This is a genomic window from Rhizobiales bacterium NRL2, from assembly GCA_001664005.1.
GTDB lineage: Bacteria > Pseudomonadota > Alphaproteobacteria > Minwuiales > Minwuiaceae > Minwuia.
This window is the reverse complement of sequence record CP016093.1, coordinates 1,728,017-1,752,956: the sequence shown is the minus strand read 5'-3', so window position 1 is coordinate 1,752,956 and position 24,940 is coordinate 1,728,017. Positions and strand designations below refer to the sequence as shown.

Sequence of the window (24,940 nt, the reverse complement as noted above, 5' to 3'; positions counted from 1 at the left end):
TTCAACAGGGAGGAACCCAAAGAATGAAGCGACGGACATTCCTTGCCGCTGCGGCGGTCATGACCACGGCCCTGGCGCTGAGCGGCGCCCAGGCCCAGGACAAGAAGTTCATCACGATGGACAGCTTCCCGGCAGGATCGACGCCGGGACAGTTCAGCATCGCCTTCACCCAGATCGTGCAGAAGCACCTGCCGATCGAAATTCAGGTGTCGGTGGGCAAGCCGGCCACCAAGTCGGCGGTGGACGCGTCGCAGCAGAAGGTCGACCTGTTCCTCACGGCGCCATCGATCAACCAGTTCATGCAGACCAAGACGGCGATGTTCGCCAAGGTCGAGAATGCGCCGGAGCTGAACAGCAACCTGCGCAATATCCTGAACTATCCGCTCGGCCCGTATCATATCGTCGTCTACGAGGATTCCGGCATCAAGTCGCTCAACGACTTCAAGGGCAAGAAGGTCTTCCTGGGCCCGCCCGCCGGCGCGGCGACCAAGATCGCGACCCAGATCATGGAGGCGGCGACCGACCTCGTGCCCGGTGAGGATTTCGAGGTCATGCGCTATGACTGGCAGTCCGCCGAAACGGCCTTCCTCGACCGCCAGATGGACGTCTATATCGGTCCGACTACGGTGCCAAGTCCGTCCATCCAGCAGTTCGCGCTGGTGTCGAAGATCCGCATTCTCGGCGTGCCGGACGACGCCTGGGACAAGCCTTCTCTGCAGGCCGCCCTTGCCCCTCCGGGCCGCACGATCTCCGAGATTCCGCCCAAGGTCTACGAGAACCAGGTCAACGAATCCGCTGTGAAGACCGTCGAATCATGGGTCGGGCTCGGCACGCACAAGTGGATGGACGAAGAGACGGTCTACAACATCACCAGGACGCTCTGGGAGAATATCGAGGAGCTCTACGGCACCGCCGAGTGGATGAAGATCATCAACAAGGACAACATCTTCCGCGAAAGCAACATCCCGCTGCATATCGGCGCCTACCGCTATTACAAGGAAGCCGGCTTCGACGTGCCCGAGGACCAGATCCCGCCCGAGGCGAAATAGTCACGACCACCTTTGGGGGGTGCGGTCCGTCCGCGCCCCCTTTTTTGTGCCTTTCATTGACGAGTACGCATCCATGTCGAGAAAACAGAACCTGAAGCGCATGTTCGAGGCGCGCTCGATCGCCGTGATCGGCGCCTCGGGCGACGCCACGCGGATCGGCGGCCGGCCGGTCGCCATGCTGAAGTCCATGGGCTACCGGGGCGAGCTTCACCCGATCAACCCCAATCGCGACGAAGTGCAGGGCCTGAAGGCCTATCCGTCGATCGCCGAAGTGCCCGGCGCCGTCGATCTGGCCATCTGCGCTGTGCCCGGCGCGCTGGTCGAGGACGTGCTGAAACAATGCGCCGCCAGGGGCGTCGCCGGCGTCATCGTCTTCGCCGGGGGCTTCGCCGAGGTCGGCGGCGAAGGCGTCGAGGCGCAGGCCCGGCTGGCCGCGATCGGCCGTGAAGCGGATATGCGCATCATCGGCCCGAACTGCATGGGCTTCGCCAACTTCGCGCTGAACATGCCGGCCAGTTTCCATCCCGCCTTCGCGCGGCCGATGCCGGAAGGCCGCATCGGCCTGGTCAGCCAGTCCGGCGCGTTCGGGGGACTGTCGGCCATCATGGCGATGGACCGCGGCGTCGGCTTCCGCCACGTGCTGACGACGGGCAATGAGGGCGACGTCGGCGTCGCCGACTGCCTCGACTACCTGGTCGACGATCCGGGCACCGAGGTCATCCTGCTCTATATCGAGGGCGTGCGCGACGGGCCGGCCTTCCTCGACGCCCTCGCCCGCGCGCGGAAGGCGCAGAAGCCGGTCGTCGCAGTCAAGCTCGGCCGCACCGACGCCGGCGCGCGCGCCGCCCAGTCGCACACGTCGGCGCTGGCCGGTGCGGACGCGATCTACGACGCCGTGTTCCACCAGTTCGGCGTTCACCGGGTCAGCTCGATCGAGGAATTCTTCGACCTCGGCGCGTCGATCGCCGTCGGCGGCCGCCCGCCAGGCGACCGCACGGCGCTGGTCACCGTCTCTGGCGGCGTCGGTGTTCTGATGGCCGACGACGCCGCGGCGCGCGGCCTCGACGTTGCCGAGCTGCCCGCTCCCACCCAGGCCAAATTCAAGGAAATCGTGCCGTATGCGGGCGTCAACAACCCGCTGGACGTGACCGGCCAGATCATCAACCAGCCCGACCTGTTCGAAAAGGCGATGCGACTGGTGCTGGACGAAGGCGACTACGATTCGGTCGTGGGCTTCCAGGGCGCGACGCTGTCGGTCCCGGAGAACGTCGAGCCCAGCCTGCAGATGTGGCGCTCGCTGAAGGCCGACTACCCGGACAAGACCTTCGCCGTCTCGAGCCTGATGTCCGACGATGCCCAGCATCTGTTCGAGGGCGCGGGCGTGCCGGCCTTCCGGGAAGCCACCCACGCGACCCGCTACGTCGCCGCCGGGGCCTATTTCAGCCGGGCATTCGCCACGGACTTCGCCTGGAACCCGGAAGTCGGGAAAGCGGCGCCGCTGGCCGCAGGCCCCTATACCGAGGCGAAGGCCCTGGAGACGCTGGCCGCCGCCGGGGTTCCGGTCATGCCGACCCGGCTCGCCGGCAGCGCCGAGGCGGCGGCTGCAGCGGCTGAGGCGCTTGGCTTTCCCGTGGTGATGAAGATCGTCTCACCCGATATCGTTCACAAGACCGACGTCGGCGGCGTGCGTCTGAGCGTCGGTTCGGCGGAGGAAGTCCGCGCGGCCTTCGAGGAGATGATGACGGCCGTCGCGGCCAGGGCGCCGAAAGCGAAGCTGGAAGGCGTGCTGCTCGCTCCGATGATTTCCGGCGGCGTCGAAACGATCATGGGCGTCCATGTCGATCCGATCTTCGGGCCGGCGGTGATGTTCGGCCTGGGCGGCGTCTTCGTCGAAGTGCTGAAGGACGTGACCTTCCGCGTCGCGCCTTTCGACGCCGCGGAAGCGCGGCGCATGATCGACGGGATCAGGGGCCGCGCCATGCTGGACGGCGTGCGCGGCGCCCCGCCCGCGGACATCGACGCGCTGGCCGAAGCGCTGGCGGCAATGTCGCGCTTCGCCGCCGCTCACCGCGACCGGCTGACCTCGGTCGACGTCAATCCCTTCGTCGTGCTGCCGGCCGGCCAGGGCGCCATGGCGCTCGACGCCGTGATCGAGTTGAAGGACGCCTGAAATGACCTCTTCCCTGCAGACACCGATCGGCGAGCGCTTCGGCCTCAAATATCCGATCTTCGGTTTTGCCCACTCCATCGACGTCGTCTGCGCGCTGGCGGAGGCCGGCTGCATGGGCGTCTGGGGGGCGACGCGGGAGACGCCGGAGGAGATCGAGCGTGGCCTGGCCGAGATCCGCCGCCGCGTCGGCGGCCGTCCCTTCGGCATCGACCTGGTGCTGCCGCGGGGAATGCCGAAGACTGCCGACAAGGCCGCCATCGAGGCGGAACTGCCCGAAGACCACAAGGCCTTCGTGAAGGGTATCTACGAGAAGTACGGCGTGCCGGCGGCGACGAAGCCCGGCATGCGCTCGCGGTTCCTGCGCTCCGACGAGGTCGCCGAGGCGCAGATCGCCGCCGTACTGGCCTCCGACGTCGACCTGTTCGCCTGCGGTATCGGCGCGCCGGCGGAGGCGGTCGCCCATGCGAAATCCGACGGCAAGACCACCCTCGCGTTGGTCGGCAGCGCCCGCCATGCCGAGGCCGCAATCCGCAACGGCGCGGAGATCATCGTGGCCCAGGGCTATGACGCCGGCGCCCATACCGGACAGATCGGCACCTTCTCGCTCATACCGCAGGTGGTCGACGCCTGTGGCGACATCCCCGTGCTGGCCGCCGGCGGCGTCGCCACGGGCCGCCATATCGCCGCATCCTACGCGCTCGGCGCACAGGGCGTCTGGCTCGGCACGGCCTGGCTGACCACCCACGAACATGCGCTGCAAGACGTCCTGGTCGGGAAGCTGCTCGCCGCGGGCAGCGACGACACCGTCATCAGCCGCGCCGATTCCGGCAAGACACTGCGCCAGATCCGCTCCGCCTGGTCAGAGGAATGGGCCGCGCCGGATGCCCCGGCGCCGCTGAAGATGCCCTATCAGGATATTCTGGTCGGCGATCTGCTGGGCGCCATCGACGAGCACGGCGTCGAGCCTCTGATGCACCACCCGGCCGGCCAGTCCATCGCCTACAGCCGGGAACGCAAGTCCGTGGCGAACGTGGTCGCCGAACTGGTCACAGAGGCCGAAGGAACGCTGACCCGCCTCTCCTGATCCGCGGCCCGCCGCCTGCGCGAGACCCGGGCCGCCGAGTAGTCCTCAGACCGGTATCCGCATCTCGACGCGCAGGCCGCCGCCCGGAGCGTCGAGCAGGCGGATGTCGCCGCCATGGCGGCGCACAACGTCGCGCGCGATGGTCAGGCCCAGCCCGGCGCCGCTCTGGTCGGGACCGCGGGCATTGTCGAGGCGGCGGAAGGGCCGGAAGACCTCGACGCGCTGGTTGGCGGGAATGCCCGGCCCGTTGTCGTCGATGCGGATGAGAATCTGGTTCGCCCGCCGCTCCGCCTGAAGCACGATGGAGGTGGCGAAGCGCCGGCTGTTGTCGAGCAGGTTGACCAGACACCGTTTCAGCGCGTTCGGCCGCCCCATCATCTGCATGTCGCCCGTCACGCGCGTCTCGATGCCGACGCCCTGGCGCAGCATGTCGGCCTCGACCGCGGCGATCAGGTCGCGCAGGTCGAGCGGCTCCGCCGGCTCCTGATCCTGGCCGCGGGCGAAGGCGAGATAGTCGTCGACCATGCGCTGCATGTCGGCGACGTCGCTGCGCAGCGCCTCGATCTCCGGCGATTCCCCCAGCATGGCGAGCTGCAGCTTCATCCGCGTGAGCGGCGCGCGCAGGTCGTGGCTGACTCCTGCCAGCATCTCGCTGCGCTGCTCGATCTGGCGGGTCAGGCGGTTCTTCATCTCCAGCAGGTTGCGCGCCGCCTGGCGCACCTCCGCCGCGCCGCTGGGCCGGAAGTCCGGCGCCTCCTGTCCCTTGCCGAACTTCTCCGCCGCCGAGGCCAGCCAGCGGATCGGGCGCACCTGGTTGCGCAGGAACAGGATGGCGATGATCAGCGCCACCACGGAGGTCAGCAACATGCCGACGATCACCACCTCCAGGGTCAGCGTATAGAGCCGGGTGTCGCGGGTGGTCATGCGCAGCACGCCGTCGGCCATCTCGACGGAGACGATGAAGTTGCGCGGCTCGGTTTCCGTGTCGATCAGGAACGGCCGCTGCAACCGCTGCACCAGAAAGCGCGCCAGCATCCGGTCCTTCAGCGAGAACTCGGATTCGTCGTAGGTCGTCGGCGTGACCGGGTTGTCCAGCGTGTCGCCGGGGAAGTACTGCACCCGCAGGCCGAGGCTGCGCGCGGCGACGTTGAAGATGTATTCGCGCGACTCCGGGTCCGGATCGCGCCGGATCTGCTCGATGATCATCACGATCTCGCCGGCCACGCCATAGGCCATGTGGGCGGAGACGGACTTCCAGTGCCGTTCGTAGAACAGCCAGGCGACGATCGCCTGCAGCACGATCATGGGCATGATGATGATCAGCAGCGCTCTGGGAAACAGCCGCTTGGGCAGCGCGCGCCGGAGGCCCAGATCGAACGGAAAGGGGATGCGCATCAGGCCTGGTCCGCCGGCTCCGCGTGCAGGACGTAGCCTTCGCCGCGAACGGTCTGCAGATGCACGGGATTGCGCGGGTCGCGCTCCAGCTTGCGCCTGAGCCGGGTGATCTGCACGTCTATGGCGCGTCCCGAGGCGTCGCCGTCATTGCCGATATTGCCAGCCAGGGCCTCCCGGCTGAGCGTCTCGCCGGGCCGGGCAGAGAGCAGGAACAGCAGCGCGGCCTCGCCGGAGGTCAGCCGCACCGGCTCGCCCTCCCGCGACAGGCGCTTCGAGCTGCGGTCGAAGCTGTAGACGCCGAAGCGGATGACGCGCTCCGTTCTGAGACGCCGCTCGCGGCGCAGGATGGCCTGGACCCTGAGCAGCAGTTCCTTCGGCTCGAACGGCTTCGGCATGTAGTCGTCGACGCCGGCCTCGAGCCCGGAGATGCGGTCGGCGGCCTCCCCCAGCGCGGTCAGCATCAGGATCGGCACGTCATGGCCCAGCTTCCTCAGCCGCTGTGCGAAACTACGCCCGTCCTCGCCGGGCAGCATGACGTCGAGGATCAGCAGATCGAAGACGATGCCCCGAAGCCGGCCTTCGGCGTCGGCGGTGTCCGGCGCCTCGGAAACGCGGTAGCCGTTGGCGCCGAGATAGCGTTTCAGCAGATCGCGCAGCCGGCTGTCGTCATCGACGATCAGGATGTGGGCCGCGTCCTCCAATCCGGTCAGTCCTTTTCGATCATGGCCAGCACATCGGCCCGGTCGCCCGGATCGATCAACGCCTTGAGTACAGCGGTATAGCCGTGCACGGCGTCGATGCCGGCTTCGGCGAAAGCCTCGGCGACCAGGCGGCGTTGCGGCGCCGAGCAGGCCGCCTCCAGCTCCCGTCCGCGATCGGTCAGGTGCAGGTGCCGCAGCCGCTTGTCGCGCCGGCCCTTGACCTGTTCGATGTAGCCGTCGTGGATCAGCGCGCCCAGCACACGCGAGAGCGACTGCTTGGTTATCCGCAGGATCCGCAGCAGCTGTTGCACCGTGATCCCCGGATTCCGGCCCACGAAATGGATCACGCGATGGTGCGCGCGCCCATAGCCGAAATCGGCGAGGACCTCGTCGGGGCCGGACGTGAAATCGCGGTAGGCGAAGAACAGGAGTTCGATCGCCTGACGCACCGCGGGCTCCTCCGGCGCCAGGCTGGCCGAGCTCAACTTATTTAAGTCAACCATGTTGACATATATTCCTCACAATGTTACGAAACGCATGCCTTTGGAGACACATTCGTACAAACGAGGCCGAAAATGAGCAACTTCGCCGACCTGGACGGTCTGATCTGGTACAACGGAGAACTCGTTCCGTGGCAGGACGCCAATGTGCACGTGCTGACGCATGGCCTGCACTATGCCAGTTGCGTATTCGAGGGTGAACGGGTTTATGGCGGCGAGATCTTCAAGCTGACGGAGCACAGCCAGCGCCTGGTCCGATCCGCCGAACTGCTGGACTTCGAGATCCCCTACTCGGTGGAGGAGATCGACGCGGCCTGCCGTCAGACGGTCGAGGCCAACAGCATCGTCGACGGCTATGTCCGGCCCGTGGCCTGGCGCGGCAGCGAGATGATGGGCGTCTCCGCCCAGGCCAATCGCATCAACCTCGCCATCGCCGTCTGGGAGTGGCCGAGCTACTTCGCGCCGGAGGAACGTCTGCGCGGCATCAGGCTGCAGATCTCCAAATGGCGCCGGCCCGACCCGGCCACGGCGCCCACGGACTCCAAGGCCGCCGGCCTCTACATGATCTGCACCCTGTCGAAGCACCGGGCGGAATCGGAAGGCTATCAGGACGCGCTGATGCTGGACTGGCGCGGCCGGGTGGCCGAGGCGACCGGCGCCAACATCTTCTTCTCCAAGGCCGGCGTGCTGCACACGCCGACGCCGGACTGCTTCCTGGACGGCATCACCCGCCGCACGGCGATCGAACTCGCCGGCCGGCGCGGCATCAAGGTGGTCGAGCGGCCGATCATGCCCGAGGAGATGGCCGATTTCGAGGAATGCTTCCTGACCGGCACCGCCGCCGAGGTGACGCCGGTGCGCGAGATCGGGCCCTACAGCTTCCAGCCGGGGACGATCTGCGAGCAGCTCATCGCCGACTATGACGCCGAAGTGCGCCGCAAGAACAGCGCCGCCGCGGCCTGAACCACGGCATTCACCTTTCGCCGGAGGGGCGGTTCTCCTATATGGAGGCCGCCCCTTTCATTTGCGGGAGACATCCCTTGGCGAACGGTCCGAAGAAGAACCACAGCGGCGGCGAGCGGCGGCAGGGCCCGTCCGGTCCCCGGCGCGCCCCTACAGGCGCCCGGCACGGGGCGCCCGGCGCGCGTGGCCGCGGCCGCGGCGACGACCTCATCGTCCCGAAGGACGCGCTGACCGTCTGGCGGGACGACGGGCTGACCCAGTTCAAGTTCGCCGTCATCGAGGTGGACGAGACGCGCAGCAACCAGAAACTGGAAGCCGTGGCGCGGGCGCGGGCTGTACCCGTCGAGGCGGCCCTGACCTATGCCTATCTGCTGGATCGCCCGCAGAGCACGATCTGGTGGCGCGAATGGGCCGGCTACGAGCTGGAGGATGAACTTCTGGCCGCCGCCGTCCTGGCGCGGCCCGCCATCCGGGCGAAGCTCGAAGCCTTCGATCCGAAGGACAACGAGTGGGGCATCGAGGACATCGAGGACTACAGGGATGTCCTGGTCCACGCCCATCACGAGGAGATCGACGAAGCCGACATCCGCAACGGCTTCCGGCGCTGGCTCCAGACCCTGCCGCCGGACGCGCGGCGCCTGCTGGCGAAAGATCTGAAGGCCTGGCGCCGCCCGAAATGAGAAACGCCCCGGCCCGAAGGCCGGAGCGTTCCCGAATTCAGCGGATAAGAACGGTGCGCCGTCAGGCGGCGGCTTCGGCCGCCTCCGGATCGCGCAGCACGTAGCCGCGGCCCCACACCGTCTCGATGTAGTGGTCGCCGCCGGTGGCCGAGGCAAGCTTCTTGCGCAGCTTGCAGATGAAGACGTCGATGATCTTCAGCTCCGGCTCGTCGAGGCCGCCATAGAGATGGTTGAGGAACATCTCCTTTGTCAGCGTCGTGCCCTTGCGGAGCGAAAGCAGCTCCAGCATCGCGTATTCCTTGCCGGTCAGATGGATGCGCTGGGCCTCGACCTCGACGGACTTGGTGTCCAGGTTGACCGTCAGCTTGCCGGTGCGGATGACCGACTGGGCGTGACCCTTGGAGCGGCGCACGATCGCATGAATGCGGGCGACCAGTTCCTCGCGGCGGAACGGCTTGGTGATGTAGTCGTCAGCGCCGAAGCCGAGCCCCTTCACGATATCGCCCACGTCGCCCATGCCGGAGAGGATCAGAACCGGGGTATCGACCTTGGAAACCCGAAGACGCTTCAGCACATCGTAGCCGTGCATGTCGGGCAGGTTCAGGTCCAGCAGGATGATGTCGTAGTCGTACAGCTTGCCCAGATCGAGGCCTTCCTCGCCCAGATCCGTCGCATAGACGTTGAACCCGTCCGAAGCCAGCATCGTCTCGATGCCGCGCGACATCGCCATGTCGTCTTCAATCAACAGCACACGCATCCTGAGGTTCCTCGCAAAGACAACGACCTTGGTTAAGCAATCTGCGCGATTAATCTTAACCGAGGGTTAACGCCGTTAACAATTCTGAACGCCGGGATAACCGTGACCTGTATCGCGTTTACCCGGAATTAAGCCTGACCGGAGAATCATCGCTCCAGTCATCGGGACCGGAGATAGGGGATCGGCGCGTTGCGGACTTTGCTGGCTGAACTTGATCGGATCTCGTCCCGCAGCCACTACGGACGGGTTTCCGCCGTCCAGGGACTGATGGTCGAAATCGCCGGCATCGCCTGGCGCCTCAGCGTCGGTGCGCGCGTGGAGCTGGCGGCCCGCGACGGCCGCCCGGTAGAGGCCGAGATCGTCGGCTTCCGCGGCGATCAGGCGCTCGCCCTGCCCTTCGGCGCGCTGGATGGCGTCGGCATCGGCTGCAAGGCCGCCGTCAAGTCGGACCAGCCGGAAATCCGTCCCGACGTTTCCTGGCTCGGCCGGGTGGTCAACGCTCTGGGCGAGCCCATCGACGGCGGCCCGCCGCTCATCGCCGGCCCCCGTACCTGCCTGTTGCGTGCCCGCCCGCCGTCGGCGCATCTCCGCGACCGCGTGGGCGAGCCGCTGGATACCGGCGTCCGCGCCGTGAACACGTTCCTGACCACCTGCCGCGGCCAGCGCATGGGCATCTTCGCGGGCTCGGGCGTGGGCAAGTCGGTGCTGCTTTCGATGTTCGCCAAGTACACCGAGTCCGACGTCGCCGTGATCGGCCTGATCGGCGAACGCGGCCGCGAGGTGAAGGAGTTCGTCGAGGATTATCTGGGCCCCGAGGGACTGGCCCGGTCCATCGTCGTGGTCTCGACCTCAGACGAGCCGCCGCTGATGCGCCGCCAGGCCGCGCATCTGACCCTGACGCTGGCCGAGTTCTTCCGCGACGAGGGCCAAGAGGTCATGTGCATGATGGATTCCGTCACGCGCTTCGCCATGGCCCAGCGCGAGATCGGCCTCTCCGCCGGGGAGCCGCCTGCCTCCAAGGGCTACACGCCTTCGGTCTTCGCCGAATTGCCGCAGCTGCTGGAACGCGCCGGCCCGGGCGCCAACGGCTGCGCCATTACCGGCCTGTTCACCGTTCTGGTGGAGGGCGGCGACCATGACGAGCCCGTGGCCGACGCGGTGCGCGGCATCCTGGACGGCCACATCGTTCTCGACCGCTCGATCGCCGAGCGCGGCCGCTACCCCGCCATCGACATCCTGAAGTCCATCTCGCGGACCATGCCCGGCTGCCAGACGCCCGAGCAGCGCCAGGTGGTGCGCCGGGGACGCGAACTGCTGGCGACCTTCGAGGAGATGGGCGAGATGATCCGCATCGGCGCCTACCGCAAGGGCGCCGATCCCCGCATCGACGAGGCCATCGCCTACAACCCGCAGCTCGAGGCCTTCCTGACGCAGGACATGAACGAGAAGGCGCCGCTGGACGAAGGCTTCGCTGACCTGGCAGACATCGTCCGGGCCGAGAGGGCCGCAGCATGAAGACCCTGGAACGCCTGGTGGAGATGGTCCGGCTGGACCTGGAGCAGAAGCGCCGCACGGTGAACGACCTGGAGGCGATGCGGCAGGGCTTCGCCGACCGCATCATCACCATCGACAACGAGATCGCCCACGAGATGCATTCGGCCCGGACCGATCCCTTGCTGACGGACGGCCTCGGCCGCTTCATCCAGACGGCGCGGGACCGCCAGGTGCGCCTGCGCGAGTCGCTGGCCGAGGTCGACCGGCAGCTCGACTTCGCCCGCGAGCAGGTGACGGAAGCGTTCCAGGAGAAGAAGCGCTACGAGATCGTCCTCGAACGCCGGCGGCTGGAACGCCGCAAGGCCGCCGACCGCCGCGAGCAGCTCCGCCTCGACGAGATCGGCCTGCGCCGCGCCATGCGCCAGCGCGCCCCCTGAACCCCGGCCCCCTTCCCCGCCATTGCGATTGACCTGACGCCCGCCGGGGCCTAGGGAATAGCGCAATTCATGCCAAGCCTGACCGGGGAAGAGACTGCCGATCATGACCGCGCCAAGGACCCTGTTTGACAAGATCTGGGACTCCCATCTCGTCGAGAACCGCGAGGACGGGACCGCCATCCTCTATATCGACCGGCATCTGGTTCACGAGGTGACCAGCCCGCAGGCCTTCGAGGGCCTGCGCACGGCCGGGCGTCAGGTGCGCCGTCCCGACGCCACCCTCGCCGTCGCCGACCACAACGTCCCCACAACGGACCGCAGCGTCGGCATCACCGACGAGGAAAGCCGCATCCAGGTCGAGACGCTGGAGAAGAACTGCGCCGATTTCGGCGTGCCCTATTTCGGCATGGACGACATCCGCCAGGGCATCGTCCACATCATCGGCCCGGAGCAGGGCTTCACCCAGCCGGGCATGACCATCGTCTGCGGCGACAGCCATACCGCCACCCACGGCGCCTTCGGCGCGCTGGCCTTCGGCATCGGCACCTCCGAGGTCGAGCACGTGCTGGCGACCCAGTGCCTGTTGCAGGGCAAGTCGAAGAACATGCGCATCACTGTCGAGGGCGACCTGCCCGTCGGCGTCACGGCGAAGGACCTGATCCTGGCCATCATCGGCCGTACCGGCACCGCCGGCGGCACCGGCCACGTCATCGAATATGCGGGCTCGGCCATGCGCAGCCTGTCCATGGAAGGCCGCATGACCGTCTGCAACATGTCGATCGAGGCGGGCGCCCGCGCCGGCCTGATCGCGCCGGACGACGTGACCTTCGAATATCTCAAGGGCCGCCCCATGGCGCCGAAGGCCGGCGCCTGGGAACAGGCGGTGCAGTACTGGAAGTCCTACGCCTCCGATCCCGGCGCCCGCTACGACAAGGAAATCGAGCTCGCCGCCGCCGACATCGCGCCCCACGTCACGTGGGGCACCAGCCCGCAGGACGTGGCCCCGATCACCGGCCGCGTGCCGGACCCGGCGGAGATCGACGACGAGATCCAGCGCAGCTCCATGGAGCGATCGCTGACCTACATGGACCTGAAGCCCGGCGTGAAGCTGACCGACGTCGCCATCGACAAGGTCTTCATCGGCTCCTGCACCAACGGCCGGATCGAAGATCTGCGCGCCGCCGCGGCGATCGCGAAGGGCCGCAAGGTCGCCGGCAATGTCTACGCCATGATCGTGCCCGGTTCCGGCCTGGTGAAGGAGCAGGCCGAGCAGGAGGGCCTGGACCGGATCTTCGTCGAGGCCGGCTTCGACTGGCGCGAGCCCGGCTGCTCCATGTGCCTGGCGATGAACGCCGACCGGCTGGAGCCGGGAGAGCGCTGCGCGTCGACGTCCAACCGGAACTTCGAGGGCCGGCAGGGCCGCGGCGGGCGCACCCATCTGGTCAGCCCGGCCATGGCCACGGCGGCCGCCATCGCCGGCAAGCTGGCCGACGTCCGCGACTATCAGGGCTGACCGGTCAGTACCCGCGTTCGATCCGGTCGACCACGGCGTTGTTCTCCGCCCGCACCATGCCGGGGATGAGGAACAGGTCGAGGAACCACCAGATCGCCCAGGGGATCAGCAGGAAATAGCCGATCAGGATGAAGGCCAGGCCGCTTCCGGCGGCCCACATCACCAGCATGATCAGCCCCGAAACCCAGCGGCCGAGATAGAAGCGGTGCAGCGCCAGCCAGCCGAGAAAGAACCAGAGCAGATAGGTGATGACGATCGACTTGGCATTGGCTTGATAGCGCGCCGAGGCGGTCTCGTCCTGCGGTTCGGGGAAGCGGGCGTCCGAGGGCATGCGTCTGATCTCCGTCGCCGTGGATCGGCTTGTACTTTAACTATGCGCCGCCCGGCGCTATGACAATGCGCACGCGTCCCGAGGGAGTGAGGCAGACATGCAGAAATTCGACCGGCTGAAGGCCATCGCCGCGCCGATGAAGGTCAACAACATCGACACGGACATGATCATCCCCAAGCAGTTCCTGAAGACGATCAAGCGGGAAGGCCTGGGCGTGCATCTGTTCGATGAGGCGCGCTATGCCGACGACGGCGCGGAGCTCCCGGATTTCGTGCTCAACCGGGAGCCCTATCGCGGCGCGAAGATCCTGGTCGCGGGGAAGAACTTCGGCTGCGGTTCCAGCCGCGAGCACGCGCCCTGGGCGCTGCTCGACTTCGGCATCCACTGCGTCATCGCCGAGAGCTTCGCCGACATCTTCTACAACAATTGCGCCAAGAACGGCATCCTGGCGGTCTCCCTGCCCAAGGAGGCGGTCGACTACCTGCTGGCCGACGCCGCCGAGGGTCTGGAGCTGGAGGTCGACCTGGAGACGCAGACGGTGAAGGCCTCCAACGGCAAGGTCTTCGAGTTCGAGATCGACCCCTTCCGCAAGCACTGCCTGCTGAACGGCCTGGACGATATCGGCCTGACCATGCAGTCCGCGCCCGCCATCGACAGCTTCGAGAGCGGCCAGAAGAACGCGCAGCCCTGGCTGTATCGCGCCTGATCCACATTCCTGTCATCCCCGCCGTCGCGTAGCGATGCGCGGGGACCGGGCGGTGGCTTGAACCAGATCGGCTCCCGATCCCCGAGCCGTCCGGCGGTCCCGGACCGATCGGGGATGACAACTGAGATGACTGCACGAGGGGAAAACACGAAATGGCTTCGAACCGCAAACTGCTGATCCTGCCGGGCGACGGCATCGGACCGGAGGTGATGGGCACCGTCCGCAAGGTGATCGACTGGATGGACAGGCGCCGCGCGGTGTCCTTCGATGTGGACGAGGATCTGGTGGGCGGCGCCGCCATCGACAAGCACGGCGCACCCGTGACCGATGCAACGGTCGACAAGGCCATGAACTGCGACGCGGTGCTGCTGGGCGCCGTCGGCGGACCGAAGTGGGACGACCTGCCCTTCGAGCAGAAGCCGGAGCGCGGCCTGCTGCGCCTGCGCAAGGATCTCGGCCTGTACGCCAATCTCCGCCCCGCGCTGTGCTTCGATTCCCTGGTCGAGGCCTCGACGCTGAAGCCGGAGATCATCGCCGGCCTGGACATCATGATCATCCGCGAGCTGACCGGCGGCGTCTATTTCGGTGAGCCGCGCGGCATCGAGACCCTGCCCAACGGGGAGCGCCGCGGCGTCAATACGCAGGTCTACACCACGTCCGAAATCCGGCGCGTCGCGGCGGTCGCCTTCGATCTCGCCCGCAAGCGTTCCAACCGGGTCTGCTCGGTGGAGAAGGCGAACGTGATGGAGTCCGGCGTGCTCTGGCGCGAGGAGGTGACGAAGCTCCACGGGGAACAGTTCTCCGACGTCGAGCTCAGCCACATGTACGCCGACAACTGCGCCATGCAGCTCGTCCGCGCGCCCAAGCAGTTCGACGTCATCGTCACCGACAACCTGTTCGGCGACATGCTTTCCGATGCCGCGGCGATGCTGACCGGCTCGCTCGGCATGCTGCCTTCCGCCTCGCTGGGCGACGTCGACGAGAGCGGACGGCGCAAGTCGCTCTACGAGCCGGTTCACGGCTCCGCGCCCGACATCGCCGGCCAGGGCAAGGCCAATCCGCTGGCGACGCTGCTCAGCTACGCCATGTCGCTGCGCTACACCTTCGACCTGCCGGAGGACGCGGACCTGATCGAGCAGGCGGTGAACAACGTCCTCGCCAAGGGCCTGCGCACCCCCGACATCATGGCCAAGGGCATGGCCGCCGTCTCGACGGCGACGATGACCGACGCCCTGATCCAGGAGCTGGACAAAATGGCGGCATGACGCCTGTTCGTTAAGCATTGTGCTTGCGTAACGGTATCTCCGGCCATACCCTGAAACCTCGACGCCCAAGTCTCGGGAGGAAGCCGGTCGAGCGCCGCCGACAGATGCGCGCCGCCGGTCCAGCGAAGGCGACAACGAAAAGAGCCGCGATCGAAGGATCCGGCTCTTTTTCTTTGCGCGAATGGCCCGACCCTACTGCGTGATGATCTCCGGGCCCATGAAAGCCGTCGGCAGGAACGTCGACAGCCAGGGCACGTAGGTCACCAGGATCAGGAACAGGAACAGGATCCCGAGCCAGGGCAGCGCCGCCCGGACCACGGCCATCATCGGCATGCCGGCGACGCCGGAGGTCACGAACAGGTTGAGCCCGACGGGCGGCGTGATCATGCCGATCTCCATGTTCACCACCATGATGATGCCGAGATGGATCGGGTCGATGCCGAGCTCGATGGCGATGGGAAAGACCAGCGGCGCGACGATGACGATCAGGCCCGACGGCTCCATGAACTGACCGCCGATCAGCAGGATCACGTTGACCACGATCAGGAACATGATCGGCCCGAATCCGGCCTCCAGCATGGCGCTGGCGATGGACTGCGGGATCTGTTCGTCGGTCAGCACATGCTTCAGGATCAGCGCGTTGGCGATGATGAACAGCAGCAGGATGGTCAGCTTGCCGGCCTCGAACAGCGTCGCCTTGGTGTCCGGGTGGACGAAGGCCGTCAGCAGCGCCGCCGGGTTGCGCCACAGCTTCTTGCCGCCTTTCAGAGGGCCCATGTCCTTGTAGACGAAGTTGGCGATCAGGAAGGCGTAGACCGCGGCCACCGCCGCCGCTTCGGTGGGCGTGAAGATGCCGCCATAGATGCCGCCCAGAATGATGACGATCAGGAACAGGCCCCAGGCCGCATCCATCGCCGATTCCAGGATCTCCCGAAAGCCCGCCCAGGGCTGCGCCGGCAGGCCCTTGATGCGGGCGGCGATGTAGATGCCGATCATCAGCATGACGCCGGCGACGAGGCCGGGGATGACGCCGGCCAGGAACATGCGCCCGACCGAGACGTCCACCGCGGAGGCATAGACCACCATGACGATGGAGGGCGGGATCAGGATGCCCAGCGTGCCGGCGTTGCAGATCACGCCGGCGGCGAACTCGCGGCTGTAACCGACCTTGATCATGCCGGCGATGACGATGGTGCCGATGGCGACCACGGTTGCGGGAGACGAGCCGGAGAGCGCCGCGAACAGCATGCAGGCGAAGACGCCGGCGATGGCCAGCCCGCCACGCAGATGGCCGACGCAGGCGATGGCGAAGCGGATGATGCGCTGGGCCACGCCGCCCGTCGACATGAAGGCGGAGGCGAGAATGAAGAACGGAATCGCAAGCAGCGTGTAGTGCCCGGCGAAGGCGTTGAACAGCGTCTGCGCGATGGAGCCGAGCGAGCTGTCGGAAAAGATCAGCAGGAAGCCGATCGACGACAGGCCGAGGCTGACGGCGATGGGCACGCCGATCAGCAACAACCCGATCACCATGGCGAAGAGAAGCGCGACTTCCATGATCTAGCGCCGCTCCCCCGGTTCCGGCAGGTCGTTGACCCGGTCGACCGGCGCCACGCCGGCGCTGTCGATCTCGGCCTCGTGGGCCGCGATCAGCGTTTCCTGCTCGCCCTTCAGGACGCGCCAGCCGGCCTGCAGGAAGCGGAAGGTGAGCAGCGCCATCCCCAGCGGCAGGGCGAAATAGGGGATGAAGCGCGGCATCTTCTCATAGCGCTCGCCCTCGTTCAGCCAGTCGGAGAGGAACTGCAGGAAGGCCGGCATCGGAATGTCGTTGACCTCGTACCAGACCTGCCGGCCGAAGAACGGCGACCAGTACTGCCAGGCGCCGATCAGCAGCAGGATCGAGAAGGCGAGGCAGCAGACCACCGACGTCAGGACCAGGACCCTGCGCACCGGTGGCGAAGCGAGGCCGATCACGGCATCCACCCCCAGATGCGCCGTGATCTTCACGCAATAGGACGCGCCCAGCAGGACCAGCCAGGCGAAGAGGAACACCGTGGTCTCGAGCGCCCAGAGAATGTTGTCGTTGAAAACGTAGCGGGCGATGACGTTGGCGAAGGTCACCAGCGTCATCAGGCCGAGCAGGAGCGCGATCAGCGTCTCCTCGATCTGGTCGACGATCCGGCCTGCGCCGGATTTCGGCTCGGCATTCACCCTGAGGTCCCCCCGGCCCGGCCGCACGGGCGGCCGGTCGGGCCGCCGCACTGAGGCGACGGCCCGCGGCGCCTGTCAGTTGGAGACGTTGTAGGAGACGGCGGCGTCGATCAGGTCCTGACCGATGTCGTCCTTGAACTGATCCCAGACAGGCTTCATCGCATCGACCCACGCCTGGCGCTGTTCCGGCGACAGGGTGCGCACGGGGCTGCCCGCGGCGATGATGAGCTGCTTGTTGTGCTCGTTGACCGAGGTGGATTCGGCGTTCCGGGTCTGGGTCACTTCGGCGAGGATGGTCGAGAACTGATCGCGCACGTCGGCGTCAAGGCCGTTCCACCAGTCGGTGGATGTCACCACCAGATAGTCGATAATGCCGTGGTTGGTCTCGGTCACGCCGTCCTGAACCTCGAAGAACTTCTGGCCGTAGATGTTCGACCAGGTGTTCTCCTGACCGTCGACCACGCCCGTCTGCAGCGCGCCGTAGACCTCGGAGAAGGCCATCTTCTGCGGATTGGCGCCGATCGCTTCGAACTGCGCCTGCAGCACGTCCGACTGCTGGATGCGGAACTTGAGGCCATCCGCGTCGGACGGGTGGATCAGCGGCTTGTTGGCCGACATCTGCTTCATGCCGTTGTGCCAGAAGGCGAGGCCGGTCAGGCCGCGGCGCTCCATCGACGTCTTCAGCTTCTGCCCGTCGGGCGAGTTCTGGAAGCGGTCGACGGCGTCGACATCGGTGAACACGAAGGGCAGATCGAAGATACGGAACTTCTTGGTGAACTTCTCGAACTTCGACAGCGACGGCGCGGCGAGCTGGACGTCGCCGGCCAGCAGCGCCTCCAGCACCTGGTCGTCATTGTAGAGCTGGGAACTCGGGAAGACCTGCATGCAGGCCTTGCCGTCCATCTCCTTGTTGACGCGCTCGGCCAGCAGGCTGGCGGCGATGCCCTTGGGGTGCTTGTCGGTGTTGGTGACGTGGCTGAACTTGATGACGGTCTCGCCGTCCTGGCAGTCGGCATGGGCAGCGCCAGCGGCGAGAACCAGCGCCGCGGCAGCGGCGGTAGCAGCTAGGAATTTCATGATCATGCCTCCCTGTGGCTTATTGATCTTGTCGTCATTCTCAATACGCCAATCGCGAAGGCCCGGCAACGGCGACGCTCAGGCGAGGTCGCCGGCCAGCGAAGCCACCTGGTCGGGAGAGAGGATCGCGATGTGGTTGTAGTTGCGGTGCCCGATGCGGAGCTGCACCTCTGCGCCGCCCTTCTTCAGCGCCGCCGCCTGCGCCTCGTTCAGCGGAAAGCTGAAGAAATGCACCGACGACGCCTTGCCGTCGGCGGTCGTGCGGTCGACATCGTCGTCGGCCACGCCCTTCGCCGTCTCGCCGCCGATGACCAGGGCCACCGTCTCCTCGATGCCGCCCAGTGTCGAAAGCTCGCGATGACGGCGCACCGGGTCCTCGATCTCGATCATCATGGTCGCGGTCAGGTTGCGGCCGCCGGGGATCAGCGGCGCGTAGGCCGTGATCTCGTCGGCAAGTTGCGCGTCGCCGCCGCGCTCCACCCGGAGCATCTCCTGCACCTGCCACCACATGGTGAAATAGCTCTCGAAATAGAACGAGCAGAAGGGGCCGACATCGACGCGCCGGTGCTTCTTGTGGGCGCGGAGTTCGGCCTGAAGCTCCTTGCGGCGCGCCTCGAACGCCTCGACCGGAATGATGTCCTCGGGCTTCAGCTCGGTCTTGCTCTCGATCTGCATTCTACCGTCTCCATCAGATTGGCTGCACCGCCCGGCGGGCGGACACCGTCCCGGCACGGACCGGCGCCGGCGCTGCGGACATCGTTCAGATCAGGCCACAGGCCCTGGCGAACAGCTCTACCGGGTGATGTGATGTCTTCGGCGGCGCATTGAAGTTGTCCGGGTTCTCCTCGTTGAGGATCTCCATGCCCTGGAGCATGTGCACCCCGGCGAGCGGGCACTCCGACGCCACGTATTCCTTGCCTTCGCGGCCGGCCGCCCGGGCGGCGTTCTTGCCCACCTTCAGGGCGGTCTCGAAGTTCTCCTTCTTGATGCCCCAGCTGCCGCCGTGGCCCGAGCAGCGCTCGATGATCTTGAGATCGCTGTCGGGGATCAGGCGCAGCATCTCGGCCGCCTTCTGGCCGATGTTCTGGGCCCGCGCGTGACAGGCCAGATGCAGACTGACGCCGCCGTCCAGCGGCTTCGGCTCCACGGCCAGTCCCTCGCCTTTGGCGATCTCGACGATGTACTGGGCGACGTCGCGCGTGGCTTCCGCCAGACGCCTCACCGCCGAGTCGTCGGGCAGCAGCAGGGGCCATTCGAACTTCAGCATCAGCGCGCAGGACGGCACCAGGGCTATGACGTCATAGCCATCGTCCAGCCAGGGCTTCATCGCCGCGGCCACGCGCCGGGCCCGGCCGGCGACGTCCTCCAGATCGCCATGCTCGAGCTGCGGCATGCCGCAGCATTCGGGATACTCGACCACGGTCTCGACACCATTGGCCGCCAGGATGGCCTGGGTCGCCTCGCCGATGCCGGGGTTGTTGTAGTTCACGAAACAGGTCGCGTAGAGCACCGCCTTGCGCCCGGCGGCCGGCGCCTCGCGGTTCACCTCGGGGCCGTGCGCGGCGCGGGAGGCGAAGCTCTTCGAATGGAACTTCGGCAGCTCGGCCTTGCGGTCGACGCCGGCCACGTCCTCCAGGATCGGACGCGTCAGACCGTTGCCGGTCTTCGTCGCCCAGTTCGCCAGCGGCGCGGCCATGCCGGCCAGGCGCCCGTTGCGATCGGTGCGGGTAAGCTGATCGTCCCAGAAGCCCTTGCCCTTCGCCTGGTGCTCGGCGGCGCGGTAGCGGAGCATCAGATGCGGGAAATCGAGCATGAACTCATGCGGTGGCGTATAGGGGCAGGTCGACATGAAGCACATGTCGCACAGCGTGCAGGCGTCGACGACGGGCTTGAAGCCGTCCGAGGAAACGCTGTCGAGTTCGCCCGACTCGCTCTCGTCGATCAGGTCGAACAGCCGCGGAAAGCTGTCGCAGAGATTGAAGCAGAGCCGGCAGCCATGACAGATGTCGAAGACCCGGCGCAACTCGGCGTCGATGGCCTCGGCATCATGGAATTCGGGATCCTGCCAGTTGAGCGGAATGCGCTGGGGCGCCTCCAGACCACCTTCGCTCATGTCGATGGCTCCTGAAAAATGACGTAACGGGAAATGATCTTGCAGTCGGACGAGCGGGCGGCCCCGTACGGGACCGCCCAATCGTCGGCAGGGCTGCTCAGCCCATCGTATCCAGCGCCTTCTGGAAGCGGCCGGCGTGGCTTTTCTCGGCCTTGGCCAGGGTTTCGAACCAGTCGGCGATCTCGTCGAAGCCCTCGTCGCGCGCGGTCTTCGCCATGCCCGGGTACATGTCGGTGTATTCGTGGGTCTCGCCCGCGATGGCGGCCTTCAGGTTCTCCTGGGTGGAGCCGATCGGCTCGCCCGTAGCCGGATCGCCGACCTCCTCCAGGAACTTCAGATGGCCGTGCGCGTGGCCGGTCTCGCCCTCGGCGGTCGAGCGGAAGACCGACGAGACGTCGTTGAAGCCTTCGACGTCCGCCTTCTGCGCGAAATAGAGATAGCGGCGATTGGCCTGGGATTCGCCCGCAAAGGCTTCCTTCAGGGACTGTTCGGTCTTGCTTCCCTTGAGCTGCATGGTGCTCTCCTCCAGGTGATGCTTGGCATTGCGCGGCGCCTTCGCAGCGCTCGCAGTATTTCTAGCCAAGCATGGAGGAAGCGTCAACCAGATTAGAATAATTCTAAACTAATGCAGATGCGACGCGATTGCAAGTATTTTTCGCCGGCAGCTATTCGTCGGACAGGCGGATGATCACCTCGGCGCTCTCGACGCGCATGCCCTTCGGCGCCGACGGCAGGTCGCCCAGCGCGATCGCCGCGCCGGGAATGTCGATCAGCTCGCCGGTGCGGGAATGGTAGAAATGGTGGTGATCGCTGACATTGGTGTCGAAATAGGATCGCCCCGGATCCACCACGACCTCACGCACCAGCCCCGCCTTGCGGAACTGGTGCAGGCAATTGTAGACGGTCGCGAGCGACACGGCGACGCCGGCCCTCAGGGCCTCGTCGAAGAGCTGCTCCGCCGTGAGGTGACGATCGCCGCCGTCGAAGATCAGTTCCGCCAGCGCGACGCGCTGGCGCGTCGGCCTGAGACGGGCCGCGCGGAGACGATCGACGAGCTTCGATGTTTTGGTTTCCGACATATCGCTTATATAGCGAGGGGAACAGGCGAACGGAACCCCTCTCGCCGCGGGACCGGCGGAGGTCCCGTCGCCCGGGACATTCGGGTTTTGCGGCCAAGATGTTACGGTTATAGTCGCCGCGGAGTTCCGCACCAACCACCGCCGGACCGCCATGTCCGGCCGAGCACCTATCGAGGCGACCTTTTGAGCGAACGTCAGTCGAGCTACACATACGAAGAACTGCTTGAATGCGGCCACGGGCGGCTGTTCGGAGAGGGCAATGCGAAGCTGCCGTTGCCGCCGATGCTGATGTTTGACCGCATAACGAAGATCAATCAGGACGGCGGCGAGTACGGCAAGGGCGAACTGGAAGCCGAACTCGACGTCAAGCCCGACCTCTGGTTCTTCAAGTGTCATTTCGAGAATGATCCGGTCATGCCCGGCTGTCTCGGCCTCGACGCGCTGTGGCAGTCGGTCGGCTTCTTCCTGGGCTGGCTCGGCCTGCCGGGCAAGGGCCGCGCGCTGGGCGTGGGCGAGGTCAAGCTTGGCGGCCAGATCCTGAACACGGCCAAGCTGGTCACCTATCACCTGTCGATCAAGCGCACCATTGCGCGCCGGCTCGTCCTCGGCATCGCCGATGGCGTGGTCAAGGTCGACGGCGAGGAGGTCTACCGCGCCAACGATCTGAGGGTCGGACTGTTCACCACCGCCAACAATTGAGGGCTGCGCCTTGAAAAGAGTAGTCGTCACGGGCATCGGCATCGTCTCTTCCATCGGCAACGACAAGGAAGAGGTGACGGCCAGCCTCAGAGAAGGCCGTTCAGGCATCGTCTTCGCGGATGAATACGCCGAGCTCGGCATGCGCAGCCAGATCCACGGCTCGATCAAGCTCGATCCGGCGGACCACATCGACAAGCGTGTGCTGCGTTTCATGGGACCCGGCGCCGCCTACAACTACATCGCCATGAAGGAGGCGATCGCCGACGCGGGACTGGAGGAGAACGACGTCTCGAACCCGCGCACCGGTCTGATCGCCGGCTCCGGCGGGCCTTCCACCTCCAACCAGGTGCAGGCGGCCGACATCGCCCGTGAGAAGGGCGTGAAGCGGATCGGTCCGTTCATGGTCCCGCGATGCATGTGCTCGACCAACTCCGCCAACCTTTCGACGGCGTTCAAGATCAAGGGGATGAGCTACTCCATCTCGTCCGCCTGCTCCACCAGCGCCCACTGCATCGGCAACGGCTACGAATCGATCCAGCTCGGCAAGCAGGACATCGTCTTCGCCGGCGGCGGCGAAGAGCTGCACTGGTCGCTGTCGATGCTGTTCGACGCCATGGGCGCCATGTCGAGCAAGTTCAATGACCGGCCCACTGAGGCCAGCCGCGCCTATGACCGCGACCGCGACGGGTTCGTCATTGCCGGCGGCGGCGGCATGGTCGTTCTGGAGGAACTGGAGCATGCCCGCGCTCGCGGCGCGAAGATCTATGCCGAGGTCATCGGCTACGGCGCCACTTCCGACGGCGTGGACATGGTCGCGCCCTCCGGCGAGGGGGCGAAACGCTGCATGGGCCTGGCGCTGGGGACCGTCGGCGACACGCCGGTCGACTACATCAACGCCCATGGCACCGCGACCCCGGTCGGCGACATCATCGAACTGAATGCGATCCGCGAGGTCTTCGGCGAGAACCTCCCGAAAGTGAGCTCGACCAAGAGCCTGACCGGCCACAGCCAGGGCGCCGCCGGCGTGCACGAATCGATCTACTCCCTGCTCATGCTGGAGAACGACTTCCTCGCCAAGTCGGTCAACATCGACAATGCCGACGACGGTGTGGGCGATTATCCGCTGGTGCGGGAACGGATCGACAATGCCGGCCTCAACTGCGTGATGTCGAACAGCTTCGGCTTCGGCGGCACCAACGCCAGCCTCGTGTTCAAGCGGCTGGCGGACTGATCGATGAAGACAGAGGGCATCCTGACCGGCCGCCGCGGACTTATCATGGGGGTCGCCAACGATCATTCCATCGCCTGGGCGATCGCCAGGGCAGCGCATGCGGCAGGCGCGAACCTGGCCTTCACCTACCAGGGCGACGCCATGCTGAAGCGGGTGAAGCCGTTGGCGGAGTCCGTCGGCGCGACCTTCCTTGAACCCTGCGATGTCGGCCAGCCGGGCGATCAGGCCCGGGTCTTCGAGAAGCTGGGTCAGCAGTGGGACAACCTGGACTTCGTCGTCCACGCCATCGCCTTCTCCGACAAGGGCGAGCTGAAGGGCCGCTATGTCGATACCAGCCCGGCGAACTTCCAGCGCACGATGGAGATCAGCTGCTACTCCTTCACCGAAACGGCCCGCCTCGCGTCGCCGCTGATGAAATCGGGCGGCAGTCTGCTCACGCTCTCCTTCTCCGGCGCCGAGCGCTGGATGCCGAGCTACAATGTCATGGGCGTGGCCAAGGCGGCGCTGGAGGCCAGCGTGCGCTACATCGCCGTCGACCTCGGCGCCCAGATGATCCGCGTCAACGCCATTTCGGCCGGACCCATGCGCACCGTTTCCGGCGCCGCCGTGGGCGACGCGCGCTATGTCTTCGGCTACACGCGTGACCACGCGCCGCTGATGCGCGCGATCACCCAGGACGATGTCGGCGGCGCGGGGCTCTACCTGCTCTCCGACCTGTCATCGGGCGTCACCGGGGAGGTCCACCACGTGGATTCCGGCTACAATGTCATGGGCATGATGAACCCGCATCAGCTCGACAAGCACGCCGACAAGCCGGTCAAGCCGGAGTAGCGCGGAAGCGTCTCAGGCGGCCGTCGTCTTCGCCTTGTAGCGGCAGAGATCGTTGACCACGCAGTTCGGACAGTCCGGCTTGCGCGCCTTGCAGACATAGCGCCCGTGCAGGATCAGCCAGTGATGGGCGTGCCGCCGATAGGGCTCCGGCACGCGCTTCAACAGTTTGTCCTCCACCTCGTCAGGCGTCTTTCCCTTGGCCAGTCCGGTGCGGTTGGAGACCCGGAACAGATGGGTGTCCACCGCGATCGTCGGCTGTTCGAACCAGGTGTTGAGCACCACGTTGGCGGTCTTGCGCCCCACGCCGGCCAGTTTGACCAGCTCGTCGCGGTCGCCGGGCACCTCGCCGCCATGCTCGGCGATGAGCTGCTCGCTGAGACGGATGACGTTCTTCGCCTTGTTCCTGTAGAGGCCGATCGTCTTGATCAGGTCGCGAACCCGATCCTCGCCCAGATCCAGCATCTTCTCCGGCGTGTCGGCGAGCCGGAAGAGCGGGCCCGTGGCCTTGTTGACGCCGATGTCGGTCGCCTGCGCCGACAGCACCACCGCGACCAGCAGGGTGTAGGCGTTGTGGTAGACCAGTTCGCCTTGGGGCTCAGGATTCGCCGCCCTGAGCCGGGCGAAGAATTCCTCGCGTTCGGCCTTGTTCATGACGGC

The 24,940-nt window shown here is 66.4% G+C and carries 26 protein-coding genes; 13 read left to right on the top strand and 13 right to left on the bottom strand.

The features are described 5' to 3' along the window. Window positions 1-23: 23 nt before the first annotated feature. From TEF_08145 to TEF_08135, 3 genes are all read left to right on the top strand, one after another. Window positions 24-1,049: a hypothetical protein gene (locus TEF_08145; protein ANK80774.1), complete on the top strand. Its 1,026-nt coding sequence runs from the start codon at window positions 24-26 to the stop codon at window positions 1,047-1,049. Between the two features lie 100 nt (window positions 1,050-1,149). Beyond that, complete coding sequence (locus TEF_08140) at window positions 1,150-3,219, top strand: hypothetical protein (protein ANK80773.1); 2,070 nt, start codon at window positions 1,150-1,152, stop codon at window positions 3,217-3,219. A gap of 1 nt (window position 3,220) precedes the next feature. Further along, entirely contained in the window at window positions 3,221-4,303 is a 1,083-nt protein-coding gene (locus tag TEF_08135) for a 2-nitropropane dioxygenase (protein ANK80772.1), read from the top strand. A 45-nt stretch (window positions 4,304-4,348) separates the two neighbouring features. Here TEF_08135 and TEF_08130 read toward each other — a convergent pair whose 3' ends face one another. From TEF_08130 to TEF_08120, 3 genes are read right to left on the bottom strand one after another with little or no spacing between them, the layout of a single operon-like run. Continuing rightward, window positions 4,349-5,698, bottom strand: a complete 1,350-nt coding sequence (locus TEF_08130) for a hypothetical protein (protein ANK80771.1) — start codon at window positions 5,696-5,698, stop codon at window positions 4,349-4,351. Next, entirely contained in the window at window positions 5,698-6,408 is a 711-nt protein-coding gene (locus tag TEF_08125; protein ANK80770.1) for a DNA-binding response regulator, read from the bottom strand. The genes TEF_08130 and TEF_08125 overlap by 1 nt, the downstream gene beginning before the upstream one ends. After that, window positions 6,405-6,902 (bottom strand): MarR family transcriptional regulator, encoded by a 498-nt coding sequence (locus tag TEF_08120; GenBank protein ANK80769.1) that lies wholly within the window; start codon window positions 6,900-6,902, stop codon window positions 6,405-6,407. The genes TEF_08125 and TEF_08120 overlap by 4 nt, the downstream gene beginning before the upstream one ends. Before the next feature lie 72 nt (window positions 6,903-6,974). Here TEF_08120 and TEF_08115 point away from each other — a divergent pair, with 72 nt between their 5' ends. Continuing rightward, window positions 6,975-7,862: a branched-chain amino acid aminotransferase gene (locus tag TEF_08115; GenBank protein ANK80768.1), complete on the top strand. Its 888-nt coding sequence runs from the start codon at window positions 6,975-6,977 to the stop codon at window positions 7,860-7,862. Window positions 7,863-7,939: 77 nt separating this feature from the next. Continuing rightward, complete coding sequence (locus TEF_08110) at window positions 7,940-8,542, top strand: hypothetical protein (GenBank protein ID ANK80767.1); 603 nt, start codon at window positions 7,940-7,942, stop codon at window positions 8,540-8,542. A 61-nt stretch (window positions 8,543-8,603) separates the two neighbouring features. Here TEF_08110 and TEF_08105 read toward each other — a convergent pair whose 3' ends face one another. Beyond that, the gene (locus tag TEF_08105) at window positions 8,604-9,299 is read right to left on the bottom strand and encodes a DNA-binding response regulator (protein ID ANK80766.1); all 696 of its coding nucleotides are present in this window, start codon (window positions 9,297-9,299) and stop codon (window positions 8,604-8,606) included. Window positions 9,300-9,479: 180 nt separating this feature from the next. Here TEF_08105 and TEF_08100 point away from each other — a divergent pair, with 180 nt between their 5' ends. The 3 genes from TEF_08100 (at window position 9,480) to TEF_08090 (ending at window position 12,743) form a co-directional block, all read left to right on the top strand. Further along, window positions 9,480-10,814, top strand: coding sequence for a flagellar protein export ATPase FliI (locus TEF_08100; GenBank protein ANK80765.1), 1,335 nt, complete (start codon window positions 9,480-9,482; stop codon window positions 10,812-10,814). Further along, window positions 10,811-11,230 carry a hypothetical protein gene (locus tag TEF_08095; GenBank protein ANK80764.1) on the top strand — a complete coding sequence of 140 codons (420 nt, stop codon included), beginning with the start codon at window positions 10,811-10,813 and terminating at the stop codon, window positions 11,228-11,230. Before TEF_08100 ends, TEF_08095 begins: the two co-directional genes overlap by 4 nt. A 103-nt stretch (window positions 11,231-11,333) precedes the next feature. After that, window positions 11,334-12,743 carry a 3-isopropylmalate dehydratase large subunit gene (locus TEF_08090; protein ANK80763.1) on the top strand — a complete coding sequence of 470 codons (1,410 nt, stop codon included), beginning with the start codon at window positions 11,334-11,336 and terminating at the stop codon, window positions 12,741-12,743. 4 nt (window positions 12,744-12,747) lie between these two features. Here TEF_08090 and TEF_08085 read toward each other — a convergent pair whose 3' ends face one another. After that, window positions 12,748-13,074 carry a hypothetical protein gene (locus TEF_08085; GenBank protein ID ANK80762.1) on the bottom strand — a complete coding sequence of 109 codons (327 nt, stop codon included), beginning with the start codon at window positions 13,072-13,074 and terminating at the stop codon, window positions 12,748-12,750. Window positions 13,075-13,171: 97 nt separating this feature from the next. On the opposite strand from TEF_08085, the gene TEF_08080 reads away from it, so the two are divergent. Both TEF_08080 and TEF_08075 read left to right on the top strand, forming a co-directional pair. Further along, complete coding sequence (locus TEF_08080) at window positions 13,172-13,780, top strand: 3-isopropylmalate dehydratase small subunit (GenBank protein ID ANK80761.1); 609 nt, start codon at window positions 13,172-13,174, stop codon at window positions 13,778-13,780. A 152-nt stretch (window positions 13,781-13,932) separates the two neighbouring features. After that, the gene (locus TEF_08075; protein ANK80760.1) at window positions 13,933-15,045 is read left to right on the top strand and encodes a 3-isopropylmalate dehydrogenase; all 1,113 of its coding nucleotides are present in this window, start codon (window positions 13,933-13,935) and stop codon (window positions 15,043-15,045) included. A 192-nt stretch (window positions 15,046-15,237) separates the two neighbouring features. Here the strand turns inward: TEF_08075 and TEF_08070 are convergent, their stop codons facing one another. From TEF_08070 to TEF_08040, 7 genes are all read right to left on the bottom strand, one after another. After that, a complete protein-coding gene (locus tag TEF_08070; protein ANK80759.1) occupies window positions 15,238-16,599 on the bottom strand; it encodes a C4-dicarboxylate ABC transporter permease in 1,362 nt (453 codons plus the stop codon). 3 nt (window positions 16,600-16,602) lie between these two features. Beyond that, window positions 16,603-17,253, bottom strand: coding sequence for a C4-dicarboxylate ABC transporter permease (locus tag TEF_08065; GenBank protein ANK83353.1), 651 nt, complete (start codon window positions 17,251-17,253; stop codon window positions 16,603-16,605). 75 nt (window positions 17,254-17,328) lie between these two features. After that, window positions 17,329-18,330: a C4-dicarboxylate ABC transporter gene (locus tag TEF_08060; GenBank protein ANK83352.1), complete on the bottom strand. Its 1,002-nt coding sequence runs from the start codon at window positions 18,328-18,330 to the stop codon at window positions 17,329-17,331. Window positions 18,331-18,408: 78 nt separating this feature from the next. Then, entirely contained in the window at window positions 18,409-19,005 is a 597-nt protein-coding gene (locus TEF_08055) for a hypothetical protein (protein ID ANK80758.1), read from the bottom strand. Window positions 19,006-19,090: 85 nt separating this feature from the next. Further along, window positions 19,091-20,443, bottom strand: a complete 1,353-nt coding sequence (locus TEF_08050) for a glycerol-3-phosphate dehydrogenase (protein ID ANK80757.1) — start codon at window positions 20,441-20,443, stop codon at window positions 19,091-19,093. A gap of 97 nt (window positions 20,444-20,540) precedes the next feature. Continuing rightward, a complete protein-coding gene (locus TEF_08045; GenBank protein ANK80756.1) occupies window positions 20,541-20,957 on the bottom strand; it encodes a rubrerythrin in 417 nt (138 codons plus the stop codon). Window positions 20,958-21,108: 151 nt separating this feature from the next. Beyond that, complete coding sequence (locus TEF_08040) at window positions 21,109-21,522, bottom strand: transcriptional repressor (protein ANK80755.1); 414 nt, start codon at window positions 21,520-21,522, stop codon at window positions 21,109-21,111. A 183-nt stretch (window positions 21,523-21,705) separates the two neighbouring features. On the opposite strand from TEF_08040, the gene TEF_08035 reads away from it, so the two are divergent. Genes TEF_08035 through TEF_08025 form a run of 3 tightly spaced genes read left to right on the top strand, consistent with a single transcriptional unit; the run spans window position 21,706 to window position 24,283 of the window. Next, window positions 21,706-22,221 carry a 3-hydroxyacyl-[acyl-carrier-protein] dehydratase FabA gene (locus TEF_08035; GenBank protein ANK80754.1) on the top strand — a complete coding sequence of 172 codons (516 nt, stop codon included), beginning with the start codon at window positions 21,706-21,708 and terminating at the stop codon, window positions 22,219-22,221. 10 nt (window positions 22,222-22,231) lie between these two features. Beyond that, complete coding sequence (locus tag TEF_08030; protein ANK80753.1) at window positions 22,232-23,452, top strand: beta-ketoacyl-[acyl-carrier-protein] synthase I; 1,221 nt, start codon at window positions 22,232-22,234, stop codon at window positions 23,450-23,452. Between the two features lie 3 nt (window positions 23,453-23,455). Further along, window positions 23,456-24,283: an enoyl-ACP reductase gene (locus tag TEF_08025; protein ID ANK80752.1), complete on the top strand. Its 828-nt coding sequence runs from the start codon at window positions 23,456-23,458 to the stop codon at window positions 24,281-24,283. Between the two features lie 12 nt (window positions 24,284-24,295). Here the strand turns inward: TEF_08025 and TEF_08020 are convergent, their stop codons facing one another. Further along, window positions 24,296-24,934, bottom strand: coding sequence for an endonuclease III (locus tag TEF_08020; protein ID ANK80751.1), 639 nt, complete (start codon window positions 24,932-24,934; stop codon window positions 24,296-24,298). Window positions 24,935-24,940 lie beyond the last annotated feature (6 nt).

Bases quoted from the DNA above. Each gene is read 5' to 3' on its own strand.
- TEF_08145 (ANK80774.1), top strand. From the start codon at position 24: ATGAAGCGACGGACATTCCTTGCCGCTGCGGCGGTCATGACCACGGCC.
- TEF_08140 (ANK80773.1), top strand. From the start codon at position 1,150: ATGTTCGAGGCGCGCTCGATCGCCGTGATCGGCGCCTCGGGCGACGCC.
- TEF_08135 (ANK80772.1), top strand. From the start codon at position 3,221: ATGACCTCTTCCCTGCAGACACCGATCGGCGAGCGCTTCGGCCTCAAA.
- TEF_08130 (ANK80771.1), bottom strand. From the start codon at position 5,698: ATGCGCATCCCCTTTCCGTTCGATCTGGGCCTCCGGCGCGCGCTGCCC.
- TEF_08120 (ANK80769.1), bottom strand. From the start codon at position 6,902: ATGGTTGACTTAAATAAGTTGAGCTCGGCCAGCCTGGCGCCGGAGGAG.
- TEF_08115 (ANK80768.1), top strand. From the start codon at position 6,975: ATGAGCAACTTCGCCGACCTGGACGGTCTGATCTGGTACAACGGAGAA.
- TEF_08105 (ANK80766.1), bottom strand. From the start codon at position 9,299: ATGCGTGTGCTGTTGATTGAAGACGACATGGCGATGTCGCGCGGCATC.
- TEF_08095 (ANK80764.1), top strand. From the start codon at position 10,811: ATGAAGACCCTGGAACGCCTGGTGGAGATGGTCCGGCTGGACCTGGAG.
- TEF_08090 (ANK80763.1), top strand. From the start codon at position 11,334: ATGACCGCGCCAAGGACCCTGTTTGACAAGATCTGGGACTCCCATCTC.
- TEF_08085 (ANK80762.1), bottom strand. From the start codon at position 13,074: ATGCCCTCGGACGCCCGCTTCCCCGAACCGCAGGACGAGACCGCCTCG.
- TEF_08080 (ANK80761.1), top strand. From the start codon at position 13,172: ATGCAGAAATTCGACCGGCTGAAGGCCATCGCCGCGCCGATGAAGGTC.
- TEF_08075 (ANK80760.1), top strand. From the start codon at position 13,933: ATGGCTTCGAACCGCAAACTGCTGATCCTGCCGGGCGACGGCATCGGA.
- TEF_08070 (ANK80759.1), bottom strand. From the start codon at position 16,599: ATGGAAGTCGCGCTTCTCTTCGCCATGGTGATCGGGTTGTTGCTGATC.
- TEF_08060 (ANK83352.1), bottom strand. From the start codon at position 18,330: ATGAAATTCCTAGCTGCTACCGCCGCTGCCGCGGCGCTGGTTCTCGCC.
- TEF_08055 (ANK80758.1), bottom strand. From the start codon at position 19,005: ATGCAGATCGAGAGCAAGACCGAGCTGAAGCCCGAGGACATCATTCCG.
- TEF_08050 (ANK80757.1), bottom strand. From the start codon at position 20,443: ATGAGCGAAGGTGGTCTGGAGGCGCCCCAGCGCATTCCGCTCAACTGG.
- TEF_08045 (ANK80756.1), bottom strand. From the start codon at position 20,957: ATGCAGCTCAAGGGAAGCAAGACCGAACAGTCCCTGAAGGAAGCCTTT.
- TEF_08040 (ANK80755.1), bottom strand. From the start codon at position 21,522: ATGTCGGAAACCAAAACATCGAAGCTCGTCGATCGTCTCCGCGCGGCC.
- TEF_08025 (ANK80752.1), top strand. From the start codon at position 23,456: ATGAAGACAGAGGGCATCCTGACCGGCCGCCGCGGACTTATCATGGGG.
- TEF_08020 (ANK80751.1), bottom strand. From the start codon at position 24,934: ATGAACAAGGCCGAACGCGAGGAATTCTTCGCCCGGCTCAGGGCGGCG.